The organism is Pseudomonas parafulva (assembly GCF_000800255.1).
GTDB lineage: Bacteria > Pseudomonadota > Gammaproteobacteria > Pseudomonadales > Pseudomonadaceae > Aquipseudomonas > Aquipseudomonas boreofloridensis.
On sequence record NZ_CP009747.1, the window covers coordinates 2,013,450 to 2,036,845 of the forward strand.

The window sequence follows — 23,396 nt, forward strand, 5'->3', positions numbered from 1 at the left end:
TTTATACCTATTAAATATCCGAATTAACTTTCCGCCAACCTTTCAGGTACTTACATGCGTTTTCCTGCCTTGCTCGGCGCGGGCCTCGTGCTGCTCGCCACCGCCACTCACGCGCTTGCCGGCGCCACGCTGGAGCGGGTCGAATCTCGCAAGGAACTGGTCAACGTGCTGATGGAGAGCTACCCGCCGTTTTCTTTCCTGAACGAGCAGAACCAGCTGGATGGTTTCGACGTCGACGTGGCCAAGGCCGTCGCTGAGCGGCTGGGCGTCAAGTTGCGCCTGGAAACGCCGTCGTGGGACGTAATTGCCGCCGGTCGCTGGAGCGGGCGCTACGACATCTGCATCTGCTCCATGACCCCCAGCAAGGCGCGCGCCGAGGTCTTCGACTTCCCCGTCGAGTATTACGCCTCCCCTGCGGTGATCGTGGTCAATGCCCAGGACGACCGTATCCACGGCGCCAAGGACCTGGACGGCCGCAAGGTCGGCCTGACCAGCGCGTCGAGCTATGAAAGCTACCTGAACAAGAACCTGGTGATCGAAGGCGACGAAGGCCGCAAGATCGACTATCCGTTCGACGTCGTCCAGATCGCCCCCTACGACACCGACAACGTCGCCTTCCAGGACCTGGGCCTGGGTGCCGGCGTGCGCCTGGATGCCATTCTCACCAATCTGGTGACTGCCCAGCCGCGATTGAACCAGGACAAGCGCTTCAAACTGGCCGGCGCGCCGCTTTATGAAGAACCGAACTCCGTCGCTATCGAAAAAGGCGATCCCGAATGGGATGCCAAGGTGCGTCAGGTGTTCGCCGAGCTCAAGGCCGACGGCACGCTGACCAAGCTGTCGCAGAAGTGGATCGGTGCCGATATCAGCAAATGAACGGCGAACGTTGCGCTTCAAGACCCTTGCTGGGCTTTCGCACCCGCCTGTACCTGACATGGCTGGCGCTGTTCGTCCTGTTCATCGGCTTTTTCCTGAGCTTCGACCTGAAGTTCTCGATCATTCTGGAGAAGTTTCCCAACCTCGCCGGTTTCAAGCTCGGACCCAATGGCTTCCTGCAAGGCGCTGCCCTGACGCTGTTCCTGTGCCTGTGCTCGATGCTGGCCTCGGTACTGCTGGGCTTCGCCGCCGCACTGGCCCGGCTGTCGGGCAGTGCCGTGCTGGTGGGCATCGCCAGTTTCTACACGTCGTTTTTCCGCGGTACACCGCTGTTGATCCAGATCCTGCTGATCTATCTGGGCTTGCCGCAACTGGGGCTGGTGCCCGGCGCCATCAGTGCCGGAATCATCGCCCTGTCGCTGAACTACGGCGCTTATCTGAGCGAAATTTTCCGCGCCGGTATCCTGGGCGTCGCCCGTGGCCAGCGCGAAGCAGCCCTGGCGCTGGGCATGCGCAGCCGGCAGATCTTCAGCCATATCGTTCTGCCCCAGGCCATGCGGGTCATCATTCCGCCGACCGCGAACCAGTTCATTTCCATGCTCAAGGACTCGTCGCTGATCTCGGTGATGGGCGTTTGGGAGGTGATGTTCCTGGCCCAGTCCTATGGCCGCTCGAGTTATCGCTACCTGGAGATGCTCACCACCGCTGCCGTGATCTACTGGGTGCTGTCGATCCTGCTGGAGTTGATCCAGGCGCGACTCGAACGGCATTTCGCCAAGGCGTACCTGCGCTGATCCCTCAGCGCACCTGATCCCGCGCCGGCACCGCCCGAGCCAGCTGCGCCGCTGAAGGCTGCGCCCGGTGCAACGTGACCGGCACCGACTTGGCCGCCGGCACCTTGCTACGCTCGGCATGATGCCAGAGCGGCACCAACGGGTTGCATTCGGGGTAGTAAGCGGCCGCGCAGCCTTCGGGAATGTCGTAGCCGATGATCTGCAGGGGCCCCGCCTCGCGCACCACCTCGGGTTCCACGGCGGTGCGCAGCGTGACCCAATCCCCTGCCGCAAACCCCAGGCGAACCAGGTCGCTGCGGTTGAGGAACACCACGCTGCGGGTGCCATGCACACCGCGAAAACGGTCGTCGTAGCCGTAGACGGTGGTGTTGAATTGATCGTTGCTGCGCAGCGTCATCAATTGCAGCACATCACGCGGCATCGGCTCATGGAGCACGTCGTCGTCAGGATTGAGCCGCCCCGGCGCGACGAATTGTGCCTTGCCCGACTCGGTGGGCCATTGTCGCTGGTTGACCGCAACGGGACGGTGGAAGCCACCGGTCTGCCACATTCGCGATTCCATGTCGTGGAAGATCTCCGGGTACACCTGGCCGATCGCGCTGCGAATCAGCGCATAGTCCTGTCGCCAGGCAGACCAGGGAACACGGGAGTTATCGCCCAGCGTACCGCTGGCCAGGCCGGCGATGATCGCCACTTCCGAGCGCAACTGCTCGCCGGCCGGCTCGTTGGTGCCCAACCAGGCACGCACGCAGCCGGTGCTGTCCTCGGTGCTATAGGCCTGCACCACGCCGTCCTGGCGATCGATCTCGATGTGCCCCAGGCACGGCAGCAACCAAGTGCTGGCGCCGGGTACCAGATGGGTTCGGTTGAGTTTGGTCGCCACCTGGACATCGAGGGCTAGGTCGGACCAGGCCCGCTCCAGACGCCGGGTGTCGGGGATCGCCCTGAGGAAGTTGCCGCCCAGGCCGATGAACCCCTTGACCCTCCCGTCGAGAATGGCCTCGCAGGTGTCCACCGTCGCCAGGCCTTTGTTCGGCGGCACCTCGATGCCGAACAACGCGCGCAATGTGTCGGCCGGCACTTTGGCCGGGTCTTCGGTGATGCCCACCGTGCGCTGGCCCTGCACATTGGAGTGCCCGCGGACCGGGCAGATTCCAGCACCGGGTTTGCCGAAGTTGCCGCGCAATAGCAGGAGGTTGACCAGCATCTGCACGTTTTCCACCCCATGCCGGTGCTGGGTCATGCCCATGCCATAGACCACCATCACCTTTTCGCTGCGGGCATACACCGTGGCAGCTGCCTCCAATGCAGCGCGTCCCAGGCCGGAACGGCGCTCAAGGGTTTCCCAACTGTAGCCATCCACTTCTTGGCAAAGGCTATCGAAGCCCTGGGTATGTTCGCGGATGAAGGCATGGTCGAGTACCGACACGCGACCACTGGCCAGGGCTTCGCGCTCCATGGCCAGCAGCGCTTTGATGATGCCGGTCACGGCCGCCAGGTCGCCGCCGATCTTCACTTGGTGATACTGCGTGCTGATCACCGTGGACTCGGGACCGATCATCTCGCGTGGCGACTGCGGATTGACGAAACGTTCCAGGCCGCGCTCGCGCAGCGGGTTGAAGGTAATGATCGGGATCTGTCGCTTGCGCGCCGCCTGCAGCGGATGGAGCATGCGCGGCGCGTTGCTGCCCACGTTCTGGCCGAAGAAGAAGATGCAGTCGGTGTGCTCGAAGTCGGCCAGGGTCACGGTGCCGACAGGCACGCCGATGCTCTCCTGCAAGCCGACCGAGGTGCTCTCGTGGCACATGTTCGAGCTGTCCGGCAAGTTGTTGGTGCCATAGGCGCGGGCGAACAGTTGATACATGAACGAGGCTTCCAGGGACGCCCGTCCCGAGGCGTAGAAGACCACCTGCTGCGGATCGAGCAGACGCAACTGCGCGCCGATCTCGCGGTAGGCGTGCTCCCAGGTGGTGACCTGATAGCGGTCGCTGGCGGCATCGTAGCGCAGCGGGTGGGTCAAGCGACCGTGCTGTTCGAGCGCGTGGTCACTCCAGGTACGCAGCTCCGTCAGCGTATGGGCCTCGAAGAAGGCCGGGCCGGTGCGGTGGCGAGTCAGTTCCCAGGCAGTGGCCTTGACGCCGTTCTCGCAGATTTCAAGGCCATGGGGATCACCCGGCTTGCCCCACGCACAGCTCACGCAAGCGAAGCCCTTGGGCTTGTTCTGCTTGAGCAGCGCGCGGGGCGCGGTGGCCAGGGCCTGCTCGCGCCAGAGAATGGCCATGACCGACCTGGCCGAGCCCCAGCCGCCAGCGGCCGAGCGATAAGGTGTGTAATGCGCCTGGGGATGAATGAGCGACATGGGCCGCCTCGCTGGTCAGAGTTCAGAGGGTCTGAACGTTCGAGGAAGCCCTGCAAATTAAAGTTCAAGCGCAGTGGAGCGGCATAATCACGGCGTGCGGGTGTCTGCCTGCAACGCGGCATGGGTGTCCAGCTCTTCATTGATGAAGGCCGCGATCATGGCCCGATAAACCTGTTCGACCACCACCGGCGAAGCGCCGGTCTGCTCGGCCAATCCCCTCACTTTGCTGATCACCTGCTCGACCCGCGCCGGTGCGCGCACGTCATCGGTGGTCTTCTTGAAACGGGCGGCCTGGGTAACCAGGCCACCCCGCTTGGCGAGCAACGTCACCAGTTCGCGGTCGATCTGGTCGATACGTTGGCGAACCTGATCGAGTGAGGTGCAGGGTGCGTCCATCGGGGCGATTTCCTTTTCGTGAAGTCGAGACAAGCGCCCATTATTGCCTGACGTCAGTCTCCGCAGCCATATGCGTAGCGAAGCGCCCGACTGCCGTGACCACCTCTTGCGCACCGTCCTGGATCTCGGAAATCACCTTGCCGGCCTGGCTGGCCAAGGACAAGCCGATCTCGGCCTGCTTCCTGCTCTCGCCCATGCTCAACACCGCTTCTTCCACCAAGGCATTGTTCTTCTGCACCACCTCGACGATTTCCTCGGTGGCGACACTGGTGCGCCCTGCCAGCTTTCTCACCTCATCGGCCACCACGGCGAAACCGCGCCCCTGATCGCCAGCCCGCGCAGCTTCGATGGCCGCATTGAGCGCCAGCAAGTTGGTCTGTTGGGCGATTCCACCGATGGTCGAGACTATGGAGGTGATCAACTGCGACTGATGGCCCAGGGCTTCGACACCCGCCGAAGCGCTGCTGACCTGGGTAACGATCCGGTTCATGGTCTGCACCGTGTCGGTCACTGCTTCGGCGCCGCGCCGCGCCGAGTCATCGGTTTTGCGGGACACCTCGTAAGCCACTCCGGCCGCCGAACTGACCTCCATTTCGCGATGGACCTGCTCGGTGATATCGGTGGCGAACTTGACGATCTTGTACAACTGGCCACGCGTGTCGCGAACAGGGTTGTAGGAGGCTTCCAGCCACAGCTCACGACCGGACTTGTCCAGACGCCTGAAGCGGTCCGCGACGAAATGCCCTTCGTTGAGCTGGCGCCACAGCTGCTGATACTCCTGCGAGTTGGCATAGGCCGCGTCGCAAAAGAGGCGGTGATGCTTGCCGACGATTTCGGCCAGCGGGTATCTGACGGTGTCGAGAAAATTCTGGTTGGCGTTAAGGATGGTGCCATCCAAATCGAACTCGATCACCGCAGTAGAGCGCGACAGCGCGCTGATGAACTCATTGTCCTCGCGCGCTTTGTTGATCGCCGAGGTGACATCGATACCGTAGGCCGACATGTGGGTCACGGTGCCATCTGCCGCTTTGGTCGGACACCAGGCCGCGCGCATCCACACCATCTTGCCGTCAGCCGCGATGTAGCGGTAATCATCGCTGACCCCACGACCGTTGCGCACCGCCAACATAAAGTTCTTGTAGCACTGCAGCTCTTTCACATAGCTGGGTGCAAGGGTGCCGAGGGACTTGCCGACCAGCCGCGACGGCTCCACCCCAACCAACCGCGCGAAGTTGTCATTGACCGCCGTGATCTGCATGTCGCGGTCCACGGTGATTTCCAGCATCTGATCGCTTCGGCTGCGTTCAGCGCTGCGCAGTTGCTCCACTTCCCGTTGGAGTCGGTCGATCTCTTTCTTGAGGTTGGCGTTGAACATGTCACTTCCCTTGAGTTGGCAGGGGTCTGTGTAGGGCCAAGGATCGTCAACCCTCAGCGCTGGAGGTCATCGGGTGTACACAACACGCTAGTTCAAGGTGGCTGGAGACACGCCGCCTTTTTGTAGCCAACCTGCAAGGTCCGCCGGCGACATCGGCTTGGCGTAGTAATAGCCCTGCCCCTGATCGCAACCCCATCCGCGCAGCAGATGGTGATGCAGATCGGTTTCGATGCCTTCGGCCACCACCGTCAGGCGCAAGTCGCGCAGCAGGCTGACGAGGTTGCGGATGATGTGCCATTCGTTACTGCCCGGCTGCAGGTTGGCCAGCAGCGAGCGGTCGAGCTTGACGCTGGTGGCCGGAATCTTCCTCAGGTACACCCAGTTGCTGTAGCCACTGCCGAAGTCGTCGATGCCGATGGCCACGCCCAGCGTGCGGAAACGCTGCAGTTGTTCCTGGACCATGTCGAAGTCGGTGACCAGCGCACTCTCGGTGAATTCCAGCTCCAGGTGCCGAGGGTCGACGTCATACTCGCGCAGGGCTCGGGTGAGGTCGTCGAACAAGTGGCCGTCGGCCAGATCGAGCGCGGAAATGTTCAGCGAGACCACCATGTCCAGACCGTCGGCGCGCCAAGCGGCGAGCTGTTCGCACGCATGGCGAACCACCCAGCGGGTGATTCCGCGGATCGACGCGGTGGTTTCCGCCAGGGGGATGAACTCCGCAGGGCTGATCGAACCGAGCGCCGGATGGGTCCAGCGCAGCAGGGCTTCGACGGCCACGCAGCGATTGACCGACAGGTCGATGCGCGGTTGATAGACCAAGTGCAGTTGATCCGGTGCGATCAGCGCACCCTCCAGGGCATTGAGCAACACCGTGCTGCGGCGCAAGCTGGCATCGATCAGCGGGTCGTAGCCTAGCCAGCGTCGCTCACTGCGGCGCGCCGTGTCGGTCATGCTGGCCAGCAGCCGAAGGTTGTCGATGGAGGCGTCGGTTTCGATGCCCAACTGCAGGAAACTGATGCCGACGTCGGCGAAGACCGGCACCCTGCCACAATGCAGCGGGCGGGCCAGCGCGGCGACGATGCTGTCGAGCTGCCCTTGCAGGCTCGCGGGATCGGAGCGTTCCAATACGGTGAGAAAACTCAGGGTGCCGGTCCGATACAGGCGCGCGCCGCTCGGCAGCGCTTCGAACAGCGCCTCTTTGACCGCCAGCATGAACTGCACGAAGAATTCCACGCCCAGCGCCTTGACCAAGCCGTCCATCGCCGAGGCGGAAATCGGCTCGATGAACACGGCCGTCTGGCTCTTGAAGGCGTGCACCTCGTTCAGGTCGGCTTCGAAACGCTTGCGGTTGGGCAAGCCGGTCATCGGATCGAAGAAATGCTGTTTGTGGATGGACTTCAAGCGAGCGACCACGATGTCAGCGGCATTGACCAGCAATGCGCGATCACGCGCACTCAACGTCGGTCGCGCCTGCTGGTCGATGATGCACAGGCGGCCAAGGCTGAGCCCTGGGCTCACCACCAGGGACGCGCCAGCGTAGTAACGGATGTGAGGATCGCCGGTCACCAGCGCGTTATCGGCGAAGCGATCGTCCTGGGTGGTGTCGCAGACCTCCAGCACCGCGTCGAGCACCAGCCCATGCGCGCAGAACGACAACTCCCGTGGTGTACGCTCGGCATCCATGCCCATACGGGCCTTGAACACCTGGTAGTCGCGGTCGATGATACTGACCAGTGCGGTGGGCACACCGAAGTAGCTGCAGAGCATGGACACTACGCTGTTGAGCACAGGGTCCGAGCCGTTCGGGATCGATGACGTCAGGCGGTCCACTTCGACCAACCGCAGGCGTTCATCCTGTGCAATTGCCGAAATTCCCATGGGACCTCCAGAAATCAGGGTAAACAAGAAACGGTGTTGCATAGCGGCATATAGCCAGCTTAGACAAACAACAGCGGTGCAACATAACGGAGTTCATACGCAGCCACAGTGAAAAAAACTATTGGACGGAGGGCCACGAATAGCCTATTTGTCCGCCGGGCCAAGCTATTTTCGCCCTATACCGAGGTTGTCGGCCGCCGGGCCGATTGATTGAACATCTGTAAGCCGGAGTGTTATTTGACCCGATTCATCGGATGGACCGCCCGTGTCATCAAGCGCTGGAACGGCGCGCAGCTCAGTGTTCTGATGCGTTATCTGGGCGCACTGGCCGTCGTGGCCCTGTGCAGCTTCGCGCGCTCGCAGATGCCGGCGACGGCGCTGCCCTACCTGTTCTTCATCCCTGGCCTGATGCTGATCGGCTTCTGGTTCGGCATCGGGCCGTCGGCGCTCGGCTGCACACTGGCGGTGCTGGCGGCGCAATACTTCTTCATCGGCCCGATCGGCTTCGAGGCAGACTGGGGCTCGTGGGCCAACAGCGCCAGTTTCGGCCTGGTCACCTTCGCCATGGCGGTGGTGTGTGCGCTGTTTCGTCGCAACCTGAGGGCATTGGGTCAGGCCAACCACCGGCTGGCGGCCGAAGCTCAGCGACGCAAGGATGAGCGCGATGGTGTCTGGAACGTGTCGCCCGACCTGATCTGCACTTTGTCCGAGAACGGCGCGGTGCTGGCGATGAATCCAGCCTGGGAGATCCACACCGGCTGGACTGACCAGCAACTGCGCGACGGCGCGTTCTACAGCCTGATCGCGCCCTCGCAGATCGCCGATGCCCTGCGCAGCTTGAGCGAACGCAGCATCGCCGAACTAGACACCCAGAGCGTGCGCAGCGATGGCCAGCCGCTGCTGCTGAACTGGCGTATTGCCGGACGCGCTGGCCGCTACTTCGCCATTGCCCGAGACGTCACCCAATACCGTGAGCGTCAGCAGGCGTTCGAGCAGGTCAGCTCGCAGTTGCAGCAGAGCCAGAAGATGCAGGCGCTGGGCCAGCTCACCGGCGGCCTGGCCCACGATTTCAACAACTTGCTCACGGTCATCACCAGCACCCAGGACATGATCGAAAAGCGTCTGGCCCAGGGTCGCCACGCTGAGCTGCCGCGTTACGTCACCCTGTCCAGGACCGCCACACGGCGCGCCAGCTCGCTCACCCAGCGCCTGCTGGCGTATGCCAGACGCCAGCCGCCAGCCAGCGAAGCGGTCGATCCAGCGCTGCTGATCGACGACATGAAAGACCTGATCAGCAGAACCCTGACGCCACAGATCGACTTCCAAGTGCTGCCCGCCTGCGCGACCGTGCTTTGCTATTGCGATGTCCATCAGTTGGAAAGCGCGGTCATGAACCTGTGCCTGAACGCCCGCGACGCCATGCCCCAGGGCGGCCGTCTGCAGGTCGAGGTGGGCGTGAGCACAGTGAACAGCGAACAGGCCGATGCCGAGTTGCGCGCCGGTGAGTACGTGCTCATCCGCGTCAGCGACAGCGGCAGCGGCATGCCCCCCAGCGTGGCCGAACGGGCGTTCGAACCGTTCTTCACCACCAAGCCCCTGGGTTCAGGCACCGGCCTGGGCTTGTCGCTGGTCAGGGATTTCGTGCGCCAGGCCGGCGGCGCTGCGAGGATCGAGTCGGCGCTGGGCCAAGGTACGGTGGTCAGCCTGTTCCTGCCGGTGTACCAAGGCGCAACGGCCACGGACATTGCTGAGGACTCACCTCAAGTCTTACACCCGGAACATCGGTCACGGGGCATGGCCTTGGTCCTGGATGATGAAGCCGCGATTCGCGAACTGGTCGGCGAAGTGCTGCGGGACATGGGCTTGCAGGTCACCGAGGCGGCCACAGCCGAGCAGGCGCTGACCTGCATCGACGAACTGACGGCGCTGGAACTGATCGTCACCGACCTGATCCTGCCCGGTGGTATCAAGGGCGATGCAGTGGCCGACCGTGCCCAGGCGATACACCCGCAGGCCCGAGTGCTGTTCATTTCCGGCTTCATCGACGCGACGACAGAGATCGAGTACCGCCAAGGCCAGGTGATGCGTCTGGCCAAGCCCTTCACCGTCCATCAGTTGCAGGCCAGCGTCGGGAGACTGTTGGATCAGCAAAACAGCACGCCTCAAAAGGACGACTCATGCTCTATGTCGTGATGCTCGGTGGACGTCATCCCCGTGCCCGTATCGAAGTCCACGATGTGGTCTTCGCCCATGCGACGTCCCTCACCGACGCCTACCCGCAGCTACGCGAGGCCTGGTTTGGGAGTGCCAAGGGCCTGCATATCGACTCTTGGCTGGAAGTTGACGGTATCGATGACTATCGCATCGAGCTGAGTCATGCCGCGCCCGCTGCCGACGCCATGCGGCTGTTCTTCATCAACTTGGGTGGCTACGAACGGGGGGTATTCGGCGAAGCCCACCGGTATCTGCTGGTGGCGGCCCCGGACAAGGCTCAAGCCAAGGCCATCGGCAAGCAGCGTATGGGCAGCGGCTGGGCCAAGCCGCACACGGATGCGGTGTTGGAAGTGGATGATTGCCTGCCGATCGACCTGGTTGGCGGCCGCTATCTTCACTTGGTCGAGGGCACACACCGTGGTGTCGTGCAACGCAGCGATTACATCGTCATCTGAGTAAGGCGGTGTCGTTGCGCAGGTGATGACGTTATTCTGCTGGTCTTCTCCCTGTCACGAGCCTGTCATGTCCGCCGCCGCCCCGCCGTCCACCCTGCGCGCCGACCGGGATTCGCGCAACGCTGCCCAGGTGCTGGGGCTGTGCCTGCCCAGTGACGTACTGCTGTACCTGCTGTTGCCGATGTACGCCGAGGATTTCGGTGTCACCCTGGCCCAGGCCGGTGTGCTGCTGGCCGCCAATCGCCTGGTGCGTATCGTCGGCTACGGCTGGGTAGTGCGCTTCTATGCCCGCCACGGGGATCGCGCGGCGTGCAGCCTGGCCGCAGGGGCCGCAGCCGTTTGCGCGCTGGGCAACGCCACGCTGTCGGGGTTCGCCGCACTGTTGGTACTGCGGTTGGTTTGGGGCTTGTGCTTCGCCACCTTCAACCTCAGCACCCAGACCTTGGCCACTGCCCAGGCGCAGGGTGCAGCCCGCCGCGCCGGGCGCTCCAGGGCCACGCTGTCCATCGGGCCGATGCTGGCCCTGCCCCTGGGCGCGGTCATGGCCCAGGCCTGGGGGCCGCGCAGCGTGTTCTTCGTGCTCTGCATCAGCGCCCTCCTCGGCTTATGGCGCGCGCGGGCACTGCCTGGCGAAGGGCACTCGATTCCAGCGCGCAGCGGCCGACGGCTGCGCCTGCCGGACAGCATCGCGACCTGGTCGTTCATCGAGGGGGTGGCGCTGGACGGCCTGTTCATCTTCGGCCTGTCACTCTATGCGCAGGTGCACGTCGGCGAGTCCGGCGTGCTGGTGGCTGGTGTGCTGATGGCGGTGCGTTACCTGAGCGAGATGCTGTTCAGCCCGCTGGGTGGGCGCCTGGCCGATCGATTCGGGCCGCTGCGCATGCTGGTGCTGCTGTCACTGGCCACGGCGCTGGCGCTGCTGGTGTTCGCCAGCCAATGGCTGTTCATCGGTGCATTCTTCGTACTGCTGCTGCGCGCCCTGCAGCTACCGCTGGTGATGACCTTGGTAGCCTTGCGCAACCCCCATGAGCGCATCCAGGCCCTGGCGGGCAATGCGGTGTGGCGCGATATCGGTGCTGGCCTGGGGCCGATGCTTGCCGGTCTGCTGCTGCCGCTGGTGCCAGCGATCTGGGCGTATGGGGCTGCGGCGCTGGCGATCGCCTTGGCCGCGCTCAACTGCGCCCGATCAGCCAGAGGCTGACCGCGCGGCAGCGATCCGGGTCAGGACAACAGCGCCTGCGCGGGCACGCGGTGTCTGAGCGGCTGCTGCCAGGCCAACTGGGCCTGGACGGCAGCGGCGGCAGCCATGACCTTGTGGGTCCAGTCGCCGTCCTTGGGACAGACCACCACGACGCGGAAGCCATGGTCGTCGCCTTCGATACCAACGCCTTCGGAATCGTCCACATGCAGGTCGATGTCGAACGCCGAGGGCAGCTTCGAGGGGCCTTTTTCCACGCCCTTGGCAGCCAACACCTGCTGGTGCCGGTCACTGTTGACCACGCCATCGACATGGATGCCGTACAGCAGCAGCCAGCGGCGGATGTAGGCCGGGCTGCGCCCGGACGAGGTGTAGATCCAGATGCTGTAGCCCTGGCGGCGCAGATCGCGCATCAGCTCACGGGTGCCGCGTCGCAACGGCTCGCCGAGCCAGCGGTGCACGCAGTCGGGCAGCTTGCTGTGTTCGGTCGGGCTGTGCTCGGGCAGGCAGGCGAGCGTGTCGTCGATATCGAACGAGATGCGCACGCGCGGGCGTCTGAACAGCCGGGCCACGCCCTGGCACGCCTTGCGGCTGCCGCTGCGCCATTGATCGAACCTGGAATGACGGGCCATCAGCGCCCCTCCCCGGACAGTCGCGGCGAGGCGCGGTGCACGAAGAAGACATCGGCGTCGGGGGCCTGCGCCTCGAGGAAGGCCGCGTACTTCTTCTTGATCTTGGGCAATTCGTACAAGGCTTTCACACCATGCTTGGCAGAGTTGCGGATGACCGAGGACGGGTTGAAATAGCCCTCGGCGTTGTCCAGCGTGAGCACGAACGGCGGCAACCCGGCCCGCATCAACAGGTAGCTGACGATCAGCGACCCGGTGCGGTTGTTGCCTTCGATGAACAATTGCGGCTTGCTCAGGATACGCACGTAGACACCTGCTGCCCGCTTCCACACCGAGTCGCTGCGGTAGGAGCAGTACCAGTTGTACAAGTCCTTGATGCCACCTTCGACATTGTTGAAGAAATGCGCTTCGGTGGCGGCCAGATGCTGGGCGAACTCGCGGCGATCGGCCGGATCGGTGCCACAGAGCACGGTAGCGTTGATCTCCAGCATCAGGTTCACCTGCTGCAAATCGAACAGGTCGACGCCCCGGGCGACATAATCGTCAATCAGCGCGTAGCCTTCAAGCACATTGTTCAGCACCTCATCGGTGAACGGATCACGCGGCTCGGTAAAGTGGCGGCTCAGCTCGGCAAAACGGCCCTGCACCTCCCGCAGGGCGCGTTCCACGGCTGACAGGTCTAGACGACGTGTCGCAGGCATATTCAATCTCTGGTTACACAAAATGGAAATGCGGTCGAGGGACGCAGAGGCCATCCCTGGCCTGCGCCCCTCGACCGCCTCGGGCCAGTGACCGTCAGCTGAACTTGCCGCTGATGTAGTCACTGGTCAGTTGCTCGCGCGGGTTCTGGAAGATCTCGGTGGTCGGTCCCATCTCCACCAGATAGCCGGTGCGCGTGCCCTGGGAAATATCCACCGAGAAGAAGGCCGTGGTATCAGCGACACGGATGGCCTGCTGCATGTTGTGGGTGACCAGGGCGATGGTGTAGTCCTTCTTCAGCTCGACCATCAGTTCCTCGACCCGCCGGGTGGCGATCGGGTCCAGTGCCGAGCACGGCTCGTCGAGCAGCAGCACTTCCGGCTCGGTGGCAATGGCGCGGGCGATGCACAGACGCTGCTGCTGGCCACCGGACAATGACAGGCCACTGACCTTGAGCTTGTCCTTGACCTCGTCCCACAGCGCGGCGCCCTGCAGGGCGTGCTTGACGCGGTCGCCGATATCGCCCTTGTAGCGGTTCAGGCGCAGGCCGAAAGCGACGTTGTCGAAGATGCTCATCGAAAACGGGTTCGGCTGCTGGAACACCATGCCGATGTAGCGACGCACCACAACCGGATCGACACCCTTGCCGTAGACGTCCTGGCCGAGAAAGTGCACATGGCCTTCGAAGCGAAACCCCTTCACCAGGTCGTTCATGCGGTTCAGGCTTCGCAGCACGGTGCTCTTGCCGCAGCCGGAGGGACCGATGAAGCCGGTGATCTTGTTCTTCTCGATCGGCACATGGCTGTCACGCACGGCCATGAAGTTGCCGTAGAAGATCTTGTCCAGCTTGCAGTCCATCACCACTGGTGCCTGGTCGACCAACGGTGCGGCACGTTGCGCAGTCGATACGTTCAAGTTATAGGCTCCCGTACTCAATACTTAGGCTTGCCGAAAATACGGCTGAGAATATTCACGACCAGCACGATCATCACCAGCACCAGCGAGGCCGCCCAAGCGAGCTCCAGCTGGTTGTCGAAGGGCATGCCGGAGAAGTTGTAGATCAGTACCGCCAGCGACGCGGTGGGGTTCATCACCGCCAGGCTGCCGTCGTGGTAGATCCAGTAGTTGCTGAACAAGGCGGTGAACAGCAGCGGCGCGGTTTCACCGGCGGCGCGTGCCACAGCCAGCATGACCCCGGTCAAGATCGCCGGCATACCGGTGGGCAGGACGATCTTCCAGATCACCTGGGCGCGGGTACAGCCCATGCCGTAGGCGGCGTCTTTCATGATCTTGGGCACCATTTTCATGGCCTCCTCGGCGGTCAGCACCACGATCGGCAGCATCAGCACGGCCAGGGCGATGCCGCCTGCCGGGGCCGAGTAGGTGCCAGTGGTCATCACCACCAAGGCGTAGGCGAACACGCCGGCGAGGATCGACGGCAGGCCGGTGAGCATCTTCGCGGCGAAGCGCGACGCGTTGGCCAGCTTGCTGTCCGGGCCAAGCTCGGCGAGGAAGATCGCCGCGAGGATGCCCACGGGCACGGCGATGGCCGCGGCGATACCGACCATGACGAAGGTACCGGCCATGGCGTTACCGAAGCCGCCGCCCATCTCGAAGCCGGTCGGCGGCAGCTCGGTGAACACCTCCAGGCTCAGCCGCGCACCGCCACGGGTGATCAGCATGTACAGCACGGAAATCAGCGGCACGCTGGCCAGCAAAGCCACGCACCACACCAGGGTGGTCAGGCTCAGGCTGCGCAGGGCGCGGCCTTCGAAACGGCGCTGCAGGCTCGGCATTGCGGCCACGGGGGTGGTGAGGTTGGTCATGATTTATGTCCCCGCTGGGCGTACAGCATGATCAGCGATCCGACGACGTTCACCAGCAAGGTGATGAACATCAGGACCAGGGCGGCGTACATCAACACCTCCACCTCGTTCGGGCCGGCCTCCGGGAAATTCAGCGCCAGCAGCGCCGCCAGGGTGTTGGCCGGGGCGAACAGCGACAGGGTGATGGTGTTGGCGTTGCCCACCAGCATGGCCAGCGCCATGGTCTCGCCCAGGGCACGGCCCAGGCCTAGCACCAGCGAGCCGAAGATACCGGTGGCAGCCGAAGGCACCATGACCTTGAGAATGGCTTCCCAGTGCGTGGTGCCCATGCCGTAGGCAGCCTGTTTGGTCTTCATCGGCACGCTGGTCAGGGCATCCTGGGACACTGCGGCCACGGTGGGCAGAATCATGATCGCCAGCACCAGCGCCGCCGGCAGCAGGCCGGGACCGCTGAGCGACGAGCCGAAGAATGGAATCCAGCCCAGTTCGCTGTTCAGCCAGGCGGTCAGCGGCCGGATGGCCGGAATCACCACGTAGATGCCCCACAGGCCATAGACCACGCTGGGGATGGCCGCGAGCAACTCGACGATGGTGCGAAACACCGCCGCCAGCCGCGGGGGAAGAAAGTCCTGGGTCAGGAAGATTGCCATGCTGACGCCGAAGAAGCCGGCGATCAACAACGCGATCAAGGCGCTGTACAGCGTGCCCCAGATCGCTGGCAGAATGCCGTATTTGCCTTGGTTAACATCCCAGACGCTGCCGAAGATAACGTCGAAGCCATGCTTCTCCATACCTGGCAGGGCCTTGCGCCCGACCTCGTAGATCAGCGCGAAGACCAGCGCCAGCACCAGCACCACGCCGATGCGGGCCAGGGCACGGAAGGTCCGGTCGACCAGGAAATCCTTCGCTGAAGGCGGCTGGCAGGCGGAATCGGGGTTATCCGGAATGGCAAAGGGTGTGTTCATGAATGGTTTCCGGGACAGGGGGAAGGCGCGCGACGAGCGCCTCACGCTACGCCGCGCGCAACCTGACGAGTCTTACTTGATGTTCTCGGCGGCCTTGCGAACCTTCTCGACCACCGACGCCGGCAGCGGGATGTAACCCATCGAGTCGGCGATCTTCTGGCCTTCGGTCAAGCTGTACTCGACCATTTCACGCATGGCCTTGGCCTTGGCCGGGTTGCCGTTGTCCTTGCGGAAGATCATCCAGGTGTAGGACGTGATCGGATAGGACTTGGCGCCATCCGGATCCGGCAGCCAGGCCACCAGGTTCTCCGGCATGTTCACCGCCGCCAGCGCCTCGGCACCGCTTTCGGCGTTCGGCACTACGTACTGGCCAGCCTTGTTCTGCAGGGCAGCGAAGTCGACCTTGGCCAGCTTGGCGAAGCCGTACTCGATGTAGCCGATGGCACCTGGGGTCTGGCGTACGGTGGCGGTCACGCCATCGTTCTTCGGCGACTTGATGAACTTGTCGGTCGCCGGCCAGTTGACGGTGTTGCCCTCACCCAGGGTCTGCTTGAAGTCTGGATTGATGGCCGACAGGTGCTTGGTGAACACCGCGGTGGTACCGCTGGAGTCAGCGCGCACGACGACGGTGATCGGCGTGGCCGGCAGTTTCAGCTCAGGGTTGGCGGCAGCGATCTTCGGATCGTTCCACTGGGTGATCTTGCCCAGGAAGATGTCCGAGTAGACCTCGCGCGGCAGCTTCAAGCCCTTGGGGTTGCCCGGCAGGTTGTAGGCCAGGACGATCTCGCCCGCGGTCATCGGCAGCAACTGCACGCCTTCTGCCACCTTGGCAATTTCTTCGTCTTTCATGGCCGAGTCGCTGGCGGCGAAATCGACGGTCTTGTTCAGGAAGTCCTGGACACCGGCACCGCTACCTTTTGACTGGTAGTCGACGGTGACGCCGTCGGTCTTCTTGCTGAAATCCTTGAACCAGGTCAGGTAGATCGGGGCCGGGAAGCTGGCGCCGGAACCTGTCAGGCGGACGTTCTCTGCAGCGAAGGTCGAAGTGGCGCTGAGCGAGACCGCAACGGCGAGTGCAGCAGATTTCATCAGGCGTATCATGGAAAAGCGCTCCGTGTGATGGCCGGGACACTGTGCAGCAGCTGTGTGACAACTTTGTGACTATTGAATGGCAGAGTTGCTGGTCATCGCCGTTGGTCGTGGCGAAATGCCTGCAATGCGAACCTGTGCAACCCCGCCGCAGTCCCCTCTTCAGGCACCGAAAAAGAGCGCCAAGGGCCCGTGATGCCCTCTGTCCTGACCTGGAGAATCTCGATGACCGACCAAGCCCCGCTTCCTCCACACCGCTGCGCTTCGAGCCCGGCTTCGAGCAGATCCCCGACGACGAGGCGCAGACCAGCCAGGAGCTGGCCGACACCCTGAGGTCGATCATGCAGAAGACCTTCGAGGACCGCGGCCACGCCGACCGCAGCGTCCACGCCAAGGGCCACGGCCTGCTGCAAGGCACCCTGACCGTGCTCGACAACCTGCCGCCGCACCTGGCCCAGGGCGCCTTCGCCAAGCCCGGCACGCTGCCGGTGTACCTGCGCCTGTCCACCAATCCGGGCGATATTCTCGACGACAAGGTCTCTACCCCGCGCGGCCTGGCGATCAAGCTGGTCGGCGTGGAGGGTCCGCGCCTGCCGGGCAGCGAAGGCGACATCACGCAGGACTTCGTCATGCAGAACGCCAAGGCCTTCACCGCCGCCACGCCCAAGCAGTTCCTCAAGACCTTGAAACTGCTGGCCAAGACCACCGACAAGATGCCGCGCACCAAAGAAGTGATGTCGGCCGTGCTGCGCGGCACCGAGGCGGTGATCGAGGCGCTGGGCGGTGAGAGCGGCACGCTCAAGAGCCTGGGCGGCCATCCGCAGACTCATATCCTTGGCGAAACCTTCACCACTGTGGCGCCGCTGCTGTATGGCGACCACTACGCCAAGCTGGCACTGGTGCCAGTGTCCCCGGCGCTCACCGCACTGACCGACCAACACCTGGACTTCGACGGTGACCCCAACGGTCTGCGCTCGGCCGTGACCCGCTACTTCGAGCAACAAGGCGGGGAGTGGGAGCTGCGGGTGCAATTGGCCACCGACCTGGAAAAGATGCCGATCGAAGACGCCTCGGTAGAGTGGCCGGAAGACCTCAGCCCCTACGTGACGGTCGCGCGCGTCGAGGTGAAACCGCAGTTCACCTGGTCCGACGACAAGGTCAGGACGATCGACGACGGGATGGCGTTCAGTCCCTGGCACGGCTTGGCCGCACACCGCCCACTGGGCGGCGTGATGCGCGTGCGCAAGCCCTCTTATGAAATGTCGTCGGCGTTCCGCGCTCGTCACAACGGTTGCCCGATCCACGAGCCCAAAGGCTAGCGTCCGACGGGATCGGCACACGCGGTCGGAACGAACGATTGGCGTCCTGGGCCGTCATAAAAATTGCCCATGGACGCCGCCGAGGAACCTTGCATGACCCGACCCGATGATGCCTACATCCAGTGGCTGGAAGAGCGCTCGATGCTGCAAGCCTCCCAGCAGCGCGCCCGCCTCTATGCCGGCCAGTCGCGCCTGTGGCAGAACCCCTACGCCGAAGCCCAGCCGCGCCGCGCCAGCGAAATCGCCTCGGTGTGGCTGACGGTCTACCCCGACGCCATCATTGCCCCGGAGGGTAGCAGCGTGCTGTCCGCCCTGGGCCACGAAGCCCTGTGGAAGCGCCTGTCCGAAATCGGCATCCAGGGCATCCACACCGGCCCGATCAAGCAGTCAGGCGGCATCAGCGGTCGGCAGACCACCCCCAGCATCGACGGCAACTTCGACCGCATCAGCTTCGATATCGACCCGCTGTACGGCACCGAGCAGGAACTGGTGCAGATGAGCCGACTGGCCGCCGCGCACAATGCGGTGACCATCGACGACCTGATTCCCTCGCACACCGGCAAAGGCGCGGACTTCCGCTTGGCCGAGCTGGGGCATGGCAGCTATCCCGGTCTCTACCACATGGTCGAGATCCGCGAAGAAGACTGGTCGCTGCTGCCCGACGTGCCGCCGGGCCGTGACGCGGTCAACCTGCTGCCGGCCGTTTGCGATGAACTCAAGCAGCGCCATTACATCGTCGGTCAGTTGCAGCGGGTGATCTTCTTCGAGCCCGGTGTCAAGGAGACCGACTGGAGCGCCACCCCGCCGATCGTCGGGGTGGATGGCAAGACCCGACGCTGGGTCTATCTGCACTACTTCAAGGAAGGCCAGCCGTCGTTGAACTGGCTGGATCCCACTTTCGCGGCCCAGCAGATGATCATCGGTGACGCCCTGCACGCGCTCGATTGCCTCGGCGCGCGCGGCCTGCGCCTGGATGCCAATGGCTTCCTCGGCGTGGAGATTCGCGCTGAAGGCACTGCCTGGTCCGAAAGCCATCCGCTGTCGCTGACCGGCAACCAACTGATCGGCGGCATGATCCGCAAGGCCGGCGGCTTCAGCTTCCAGGAGCTGAACCTGACCCTGGACGACATCGCGCAGATGTCCAAGGGCGGCGCCGACTTGTCTTATGACTTCGTCACTCGCCCGGCCTACCAGCACGCGCTGCTCACCGGCGACACCGAATTCCTGCGCCTGATGCTCAAGGAGATGCACGCGTTCGGCATCGACCCGGCCTCCTTGATCCACGCCTTGCAGAACCACGACGAACTGACCGCCGAACTGGTGCATTTCTGGACCCTGCACGCCCATGACATGTACCTGTACAAGGGCCAGACCCTGCCTGGCAGCGTGTTGCGCGAGCACATTCGCGAAGAGATCTACGAACGCGCCTCCGGCGAGCATGCGCCCTACAACCTGCGCTTCGTCACCAACGGCATTTCCTGCACCACCGTCAGCCTGATTACCGCAGCACTGGGGATTCGCGACCTGGAGCAGATCGGCGCGGCCGATATCGAAAGGATCCAGCGGGTGCATCTGCTGCTGGTGATGTACAACGCCATGCAGCCGGGGGTGGTGGCAGTGTCCGGCTGGGACATGGTCGGCGCCCTGCCCTTGCCCGCCGAAGCGGTGGCCGAGCGCATGGGTGATGGCGACACGCGCTGGATTCACCGGGGCGGCTACGACCTGGCGGGGCTGAATCCAGACGCGCAGGCCTCGGTGCGCGGCATGCCACGCGCTCGCAGTCTGTATGGCAGCCTGGATGAGCAGCTGCAGCGTCCGGATTCGTTCGCCAGTCAGGTCAAGAAGCTGTTGGCCGTGCGTCAGGCCTACGGCATCGCGGCCAGCCGCCAGGTATTGGTGCCCGAGGTCAGCAGCCCCGGCTTGCTGGTGATGGTCCATGAGTTGCCGGCGGGCCGTGGCACCCAGATCAGCGCGTTGAACTTCGGCGCCGAGCCCATCAGCGAAACCTTGCAACTGACCGGTTTCCAACCCGGCCCGGTGGTGGACATGATCAACGAAACCGTCGAAGGCGACCTGGATGAGGACGGCAAGCTGCTGATCAACCTCGATCCGTTCGAAGCCTTGTGCCTACGTATCGTCAACAGCAGCGGCCACCACGCCTGAAGTCGCGCTGGCAGCCCCGCAGGCAACGATTGCCGGGGCTGCCCATCCCTACTGCATCATGGCTTCGCACTGATGGCCTGGCGGACTTCACGCACCTCATCAGCGCTGACCGCCGCCGCTTGGTTGGACCAGCCCTGACGCAGGAACGACGCCAACTCCGCCACCTCCTGGTCGTCGAGTCGCTCGGCGAAGCCTGGCATCGGCAGCACCGAAGGCGCTCGGGCGGTCGAAGGGGTGCTGGCGCCTTGAAGAATGACCTGGATCAGCGCCTGCGGGCTTTGGGCATTCACCACGGTGGCGCCGTCCAGACGCGGGAACACCTGCTCGGCACCTCGGCCGGAGACGAAGTGGCAGGCGTTGCAGTTGTCCAGGTAAAGGCGCTCGCCCAGGGTCAGATCCTTGGCCGCCGTGAGCTTGGCCGCCGTCTGTGCACTGCGCGCCTCATTGTCCTGCCCAGATGCGGTGTCAGTCGGCGCCAGCGACTTGAGGTACGCCGCCATGGCCTGCAGGTCGGTGTCGCTCATGTGCGAAGTGCTGTGCAGGATGACGTCGGTCATTTCGCCGGCCACCGCGGCCTTGGCATTGCGCCCGGTGCCCAGGTAGTCGACCAGTTCCTGCGTGCTCCAGTGCGGCAGGCCGCGCAACGCTGGCACATTCCAGCCGTTGAGCTGGGTGCCGGAGAGGTACACAGGTGAGCGTTCGTCCAAGGCCTTTTCCTGAAGGGTCAGCGCACGCGGCGTGTGGCAGGAACCACAGTGGCCCAGTCCCTGCACCAGGTAAGCACCGCGGGCGATGTCGCGCGGTTCGTTAGCGGGCGTTTCAGGCGTCGGCGCGGGTGCGAACAGTGCACGCCAATAGGCCAGAGGCCAACGGATCGACAGCGGCCAGGGCACAGCGTTGGCCTTGTTGGCCTGCTCCACCGCTGGCACGCCTTGCATGAAGTAGGCATAGAGCGCCTGCGTGTCGGCATCGGTGACCTTGGCATACGACGGATACGGCATGGCCGGGTACAGCGCACTGCCGTCGTGACCGACACCGCGACGCAACGCGCGCTCGAACTCACCGTAGGTCCAGCCACCAATCCCGGTACGCTTGTCTGGCGTGATGTTGGTCGAGTACAGCGTACCGATCGGCGACGCGATACCCAGCCCTCCAGCGAAGGCTTTGCCGCCCTCGCGGGCCGTGTGGCAGGCCACGCAGTCGCCGACCCTGGCCAGGTAGGCGCCCTGCTCGATCAGCTCAGGCGTGACGGCCACGCTCATCTGCGCCTGGGCATCGCCCACACGGTTCAGCCAGACGGCCAGCAGCCAGGCCAGGCATGCCGCCACCAGGACCAGCACCAGCAACTTGAGCAGCCACGAGCGCTTGCGGTGTTTCATCGCGGCCCCCCTCATGCCTGCACCAACGGGCCGGGGTTCTTCAAGTACTGATCCTTGATGGCCTGGGCCGAAAACAGCGTCAACGCCCCGATCAGCGCCGTCGGATTGGCCTGGAAGTTCTGCGGGAAGGCATTACCGCCAGGCACGAACACGTTGTGCACGTCCCAACTCTGCAGATAGCGGTTCAGCGCGCTGGTGCGTGGCGAGTCGCCCATCACCGCACCGCCGACGTTGTGGGTGGAGACGTACTTGGTGATGTCCCAGTGGTCATCCATGCCGAGGAAGTTCTCGCTATAGCTGTCCGGTCCCAATTCGCGGGTGATGTCGCGCACGATGCCGCGCAGGTACTGCTGCAACTTCAGCTCGTTGGGCTTCCAGTCGAAGGTGATACGCAGCAGTGGCTGACCCCAAGGGTCTTTGTAGGTCGGGTCGAGGTCGACGTAGTGGCCTCGGTAGGACATGCAGCCGGTGGAGATGCTGACCTTCATCGAGTGCCCGTACCAGTCCTGCATGCCTTCCTTCCAGGCCTGCCCCCACTGCGGCGTGCCGGCCGGCAGCGCGGTGCCGATCGGCGCACCGGTGGCTTGGGAACTGTGGATCTTGGCGCCGCCGATGATGCCCAGGCCCGGCCCGTCGAAGTTGCCCGGAGAGATGTCGTTGAACATCTGCCCGGTGGCCCCGGCGGTGGCGAAGGGGTTGAAGCGCCGGCCTTTGAAGAACAAGGTGGTGTCGCCGACGCTGAGGTACGCGTAGTTACGACCTACCACGCCTTCGCCGCTGATCGGATCATAGGGCTTGCCGATACCCGACAGCAGCATCAGCCGCACATTGACGAACTGGAACGCGGCCAACACCACGATCCGCGCAGGCTGGAACACTTCATTGCCTTGGCCGTCGATGTAAGTGATGCCACGGGCCGTCTTGCCATCAGGGTGCAGTTCGACCCGCAGCACATTGGCGTTGACCCGGTAATCGAAATTGTCCATGCGCTTGAGTGCATCGAGCACGGCGGTCTGCGGCGAGGCCTTGGAGTAGTTCAGGCACGGGTACTTGCTGCAGAACCCGCAGTAATTGCACGGCGCGATCTGATTGCCGTAGGGGTTCTTCCAGGCCCGCGACACATTGGCCGACGGGTTGGGAAATGGGTGGTAACCCAACGTGCGCGCCGCTTGGGCGAACATCGTGTTGTTCAGCGTGTCCTCGAGCGCCGGCAGTGGAAAAGGACTGGAGCGCGGTCCCTCGAACGGGTCGCCGCCGACCATGATCTGCCCGCCGAGGTTGCCGGTGTTGCCCGACAGGCCACAGATCTTGTCGAAACGGTCGAGGAACGGCTCGATCTCTTCCCAGGTGAAGGGGTAATCCTGGATCTGCATGTCGGCGGGCAGCACACCTGGAGCGTAGGCTTGATCGGCGTAGGTCTTGAGCTTGAGGTCGGTCGGCGTGGGTCGGATCAGCACGCCAGTCCAGTGCAGACCAGAGCCGCCGACCCCAGTGCCCGGCACGAAAGCGCCCCACTGGCGGGTGGGCAACGCGGTGCCTTGCAGGTTGTGGCGCACCGTCAGCGCGCCATCCTTGGGTGCGAGCATGATCTTGTTGCGTACCCCATAGGCATACTGATCGGCCGGCTTGGGGTAGCTGAAATCGGCATTGCGGCGGTCCTCGCCACGCTCGAAGGCGCGAACCTTGAGGCCGGCCTGGGCCAGTTCGATGCTCATCAGCGAGCCGGTCCAGCCCAGGCCGACCACAGCCACGTCGACTTCGTCATTGGTTAGCGTTGCCATG

Annotated in this window: 19 protein-coding genes and 1 pseudogene; 7 read left to right on the forward strand and 13 right to left on the reverse strand. The window is 63.9% G+C overall.

From position 1 onward, the window contains the following. Window positions 1-54: 54 nt before the first annotated feature. Together NJ69_RS08735 and NJ69_RS08740 are read left to right on the forward strand one after the other, a co-directional pair. Window positions 55-876: an ABC transporter substrate-binding protein gene (locus NJ69_RS08735; protein ID WP_039578151.1), complete on the forward strand. Its 822-nt coding sequence runs from the start codon at window positions 55-57 to the stop codon at window positions 874-876. Further along, entirely contained in the window at window positions 873-1,670 is a 798-nt protein-coding gene (locus NJ69_RS08740) for an amino acid ABC transporter permease (RefSeq protein WP_039578153.1), read from the forward strand. Before NJ69_RS08735 ends, NJ69_RS08740 begins: the two co-directional genes overlap by 4 nt. Window positions 1,671-1,674: 4 nt before the next feature. Here NJ69_RS08740 and NJ69_RS08745 read toward each other — a convergent pair whose 3' ends face one another. The 5 genes and pseudogenes from NJ69_RS08745 to NJ69_RS08760 all read right to left on the reverse strand — a co-directional run bounded on the left by NJ69_RS08745 (window position 1,675) and on the right by NJ69_RS08760 (window position 7,678). After that, a complete protein-coding gene (locus tag NJ69_RS08745) occupies window positions 1,675-4,029 on the reverse strand; it encodes an FdhF/YdeP family oxidoreductase (RefSeq protein WP_039578155.1) in 2,355 nt (784 codons plus the stop codon). An 87-nt stretch (window positions 4,030-4,116) separates the two neighbouring features. Further along, window positions 4,117-4,425, reverse strand: coding sequence for a chorismate mutase (locus tag NJ69_RS08750; RefSeq protein ID WP_029613873.1), 309 nt, complete (start codon window positions 4,423-4,425; stop codon window positions 4,117-4,119). Between the two features lie 40 nt (window positions 4,426-4,465). Then, window positions 4,466-5,017 (reverse strand): methyl-accepting chemotaxis protein, encoded by a 552-nt coding sequence (locus tag NJ69_RS23150; protein ID WP_240327012.1) that lies wholly within the window; start codon window positions 5,015-5,017, stop codon window positions 4,466-4,468. 12 nt (window positions 5,018-5,029) lie between these two features. Then, window positions 5,030-5,800: pseudogene (locus NJ69_RS23155) on the reverse strand (PAS domain-containing protein); the annotation flags it as partial. A gap of 87 nt (window positions 5,801-5,887) precedes the next feature. Further along, complete coding sequence (locus NJ69_RS08760) at window positions 5,888-7,678, reverse strand: sensor domain-containing phosphodiesterase (RefSeq protein WP_039578157.1); 1,791 nt, start codon at window positions 7,676-7,678, stop codon at window positions 5,888-5,890. Window positions 7,679-7,915: 237 nt separating this feature from the next. On the opposite strand from NJ69_RS08760, the gene NJ69_RS08765 reads away from it, so the two are divergent. From NJ69_RS08765 to NJ69_RS08775, 3 genes are all read left to right on the forward strand, one after another. Next, entirely contained in the window at window positions 7,916-9,871 is a 1,956-nt protein-coding gene (locus NJ69_RS08765; protein ID WP_052192067.1) for an ATP-binding protein, read from the forward strand. After that, complete coding sequence (locus NJ69_RS08770; RefSeq protein ID WP_039578159.1) at window positions 9,856-10,347, forward strand: DUF1543 domain-containing protein; 492 nt, start codon at window positions 9,856-9,858, stop codon at window positions 10,345-10,347. Before NJ69_RS08765 ends, NJ69_RS08770 begins: the two co-directional genes overlap by 16 nt. Window positions 10,348-10,414: 67 nt before the next feature. Beyond that, window positions 10,415-11,548 carry an MFS transporter gene (locus tag NJ69_RS08775; RefSeq protein WP_039578161.1) on the forward strand — a complete coding sequence of 378 codons (1,134 nt, stop codon included), beginning with the start codon at window positions 10,415-10,417 and terminating at the stop codon, window positions 11,546-11,548. 20 nt (window positions 11,549-11,568) lie between these two features. On the opposite strand, the gene NJ69_RS08780 is transcribed toward NJ69_RS08775, so the two are convergent. The 6 genes from NJ69_RS08780 to pstS all read right to left on the reverse strand — a co-directional run bounded on the left by NJ69_RS08780 (window position 11,569) and on the right by pstS (window position 16,765). Then, window positions 11,569-12,177, reverse strand: a complete 609-nt coding sequence (locus NJ69_RS08780; protein WP_039578164.1) for an HAD family hydrolase — start codon at window positions 12,175-12,177, stop codon at window positions 11,569-11,571. After that, a complete protein-coding gene (locus tag NJ69_RS08785; RefSeq protein WP_029613879.1) occupies window positions 12,177-12,875 on the reverse strand; it encodes a hypothetical protein in 699 nt (232 codons plus the stop codon). Before NJ69_RS08785 ends, NJ69_RS08780 begins: the two co-directional genes overlap by 1 nt. A 94-nt stretch (window positions 12,876-12,969) precedes the next feature. Continuing rightward, window positions 12,970-13,731 (reverse strand): phosphate ABC transporter ATP-binding protein PstB, encoded by a 762-nt coding sequence (gene pstB / locus NJ69_RS08790; RefSeq protein WP_233630991.1) that lies wholly within the window; start codon window positions 13,729-13,731, stop codon window positions 12,970-12,972. A 74-nt stretch (window positions 13,732-13,805) separates the two neighbouring features. After that, entirely contained in the window at window positions 13,806-14,699 is an 894-nt protein-coding gene (gene pstA, locus NJ69_RS08795; RefSeq protein WP_039578166.1) for a phosphate ABC transporter permease PstA, read from the reverse strand. After that, window positions 14,696-15,664, reverse strand: coding sequence for a phosphate ABC transporter permease subunit PstC (gene pstC, locus NJ69_RS08800; RefSeq protein WP_039578169.1), 969 nt, complete (start codon window positions 15,662-15,664; stop codon window positions 14,696-14,698). The genes pstA and pstC overlap by 4 nt, the downstream gene beginning before the upstream one ends. Before the next feature lie 72 nt (window positions 15,665-15,736). Further along, window positions 15,737-16,765 (reverse strand): phosphate ABC transporter substrate-binding protein PstS, encoded by a 1,029-nt coding sequence (pstS, locus tag NJ69_RS08805; RefSeq protein ID WP_039578172.1) that lies wholly within the window; start codon window positions 16,763-16,765, stop codon window positions 15,737-15,739. A 200-nt stretch (window positions 16,766-16,965) separates the two neighbouring features. On the opposite strand from pstS, the gene NJ69_RS08810 reads away from it, so the two are divergent. Both NJ69_RS08810 and treS read left to right on the forward strand, forming a co-directional pair. Continuing rightward, the gene (locus tag NJ69_RS08810; protein WP_052192214.1) at window positions 16,966-18,072 is read left to right on the forward strand and encodes a catalase family protein; all 1,107 of its coding nucleotides are present in this window, start codon (window positions 16,966-16,968) and stop codon (window positions 18,070-18,072) included. A 93-nt stretch (window positions 18,073-18,165) separates the two neighbouring features. Beyond that, entirely contained in the window at window positions 18,166-20,235 is a 2,070-nt protein-coding gene (gene treS / locus NJ69_RS08815; RefSeq protein WP_039578175.1) for a maltose alpha-D-glucosyltransferase, read from the forward strand. Window positions 20,236-20,291: 56 nt separating this feature from the next. On the opposite strand, the gene NJ69_RS08820 is transcribed toward treS, so the two are convergent. Next, window positions 20,292-21,614 (reverse strand): c-type cytochrome, encoded by a 1,323-nt coding sequence (locus NJ69_RS08820; protein WP_039578177.1) that lies wholly within the window; start codon window positions 21,612-21,614, stop codon window positions 20,292-20,294. Window positions 21,615-21,625: 11 nt separating this feature from the next. Continuing rightward, window positions 21,626-23,395: a GMC family oxidoreductase gene (locus tag NJ69_RS08825; RefSeq protein ID WP_039578179.1), complete on the reverse strand. Its 1,770-nt coding sequence runs from the start codon at window positions 23,393-23,395 to the stop codon at window positions 21,626-21,628. Window position 23,396: the final 1 nt, after the last annotated feature.

Coding starts and splice junctions, on each gene's coding strand:
- NJ69_RS08735 (WP_039578151.1), top strand. CDS start 55: ATGCGTTTTCCTGCCTTGCTCGGCGCGGGCCTCGTGCTGCTCGCCACC.
- NJ69_RS08740 (WP_039578153.1), top strand. CDS start 873: ATGAACGGCGAACGTTGCGCTTCAAGACCCTTGCTGGGCTTTCGCACC.
- NJ69_RS08745 (WP_039578155.1), bottom strand. CDS start 4,029: ATGTCGCTCATTCATCCCCAGGCGCATTACACACCTTATCGCTCGGCC.
- NJ69_RS08750 (WP_029613873.1), bottom strand. CDS start 4,425: ATGGACGCACCCTGCACCTCACTCGATCAGGTTCGCCAACGTATCGAC.
- NJ69_RS23150 (WP_240327012.1), bottom strand. CDS start 5,017: ATGGAGGTCAGTTCGGCGGCCGGAGTGGCTTACGAGGTGTCCCGCAAA.
- NJ69_RS08760 (WP_039578157.1), bottom strand. CDS start 7,678: ATGGGAATTTCGGCAATTGCACAGGATGAACGCCTGCGGTTGGTCGAA.
- NJ69_RS08770 (WP_039578159.1), top strand. CDS start 9,856: ATGCTCTATGTCGTGATGCTCGGTGGACGTCATCCCCGTGCCCGTATC.
- NJ69_RS08775 (WP_039578161.1), top strand. CDS start 10,415: ATGTCCGCCGCCGCCCCGCCGTCCACCCTGCGCGCCGACCGGGATTCG.
- NJ69_RS08780 (WP_039578164.1), bottom strand. CDS start 12,177: ATGGCCCGTCATTCCAGGTTCGATCAATGGCGCAGCGGCAGCCGCAAG.
- NJ69_RS08785 (WP_029613879.1), bottom strand. CDS start 12,875: ATGCCTGCGACACGTCGTCTAGACCTGTCAGCCGTGGAACGCGCCCTG.
- pstB (WP_233630991.1), bottom strand. CDS start 13,731: ATGGACTGCAAGCTGGACAAGATCTTCTACGGCAACTTCATGGCCGTG.
- pstA (WP_039578166.1), bottom strand. CDS start 14,699: ATGACCAACCTCACCACCCCCGTGGCCGCAATGCCGAGCCTGCAGCGC.
- pstC (WP_039578169.1), bottom strand. CDS start 15,664: ATGAACACACCCTTTGCCATTCCGGATAACCCCGATTCCGCCTGCCAG.
- pstS (WP_039578172.1), bottom strand. CDS start 16,765: ATGATACGCCTGATGAAATCTGCTGCACTCGCCGTTGCGGTCTCGCTC.
- treS (WP_039578175.1), top strand. CDS start 18,166: ATGACCCGACCCGATGATGCCTACATCCAGTGGCTGGAAGAGCGCTCG.
- NJ69_RS08820 (WP_039578177.1), bottom strand. CDS start 21,614: ATGAAACACCGCAAGCGCTCGTGGCTGCTCAAGTTGCTGGTGCTGGTC.
- NJ69_RS08825 (WP_039578179.1), bottom strand. CDS start 23,395: ATGGCAACGCTAACCAATGACGAAGTCGACGTGGCTGTGGTCGGCCTG.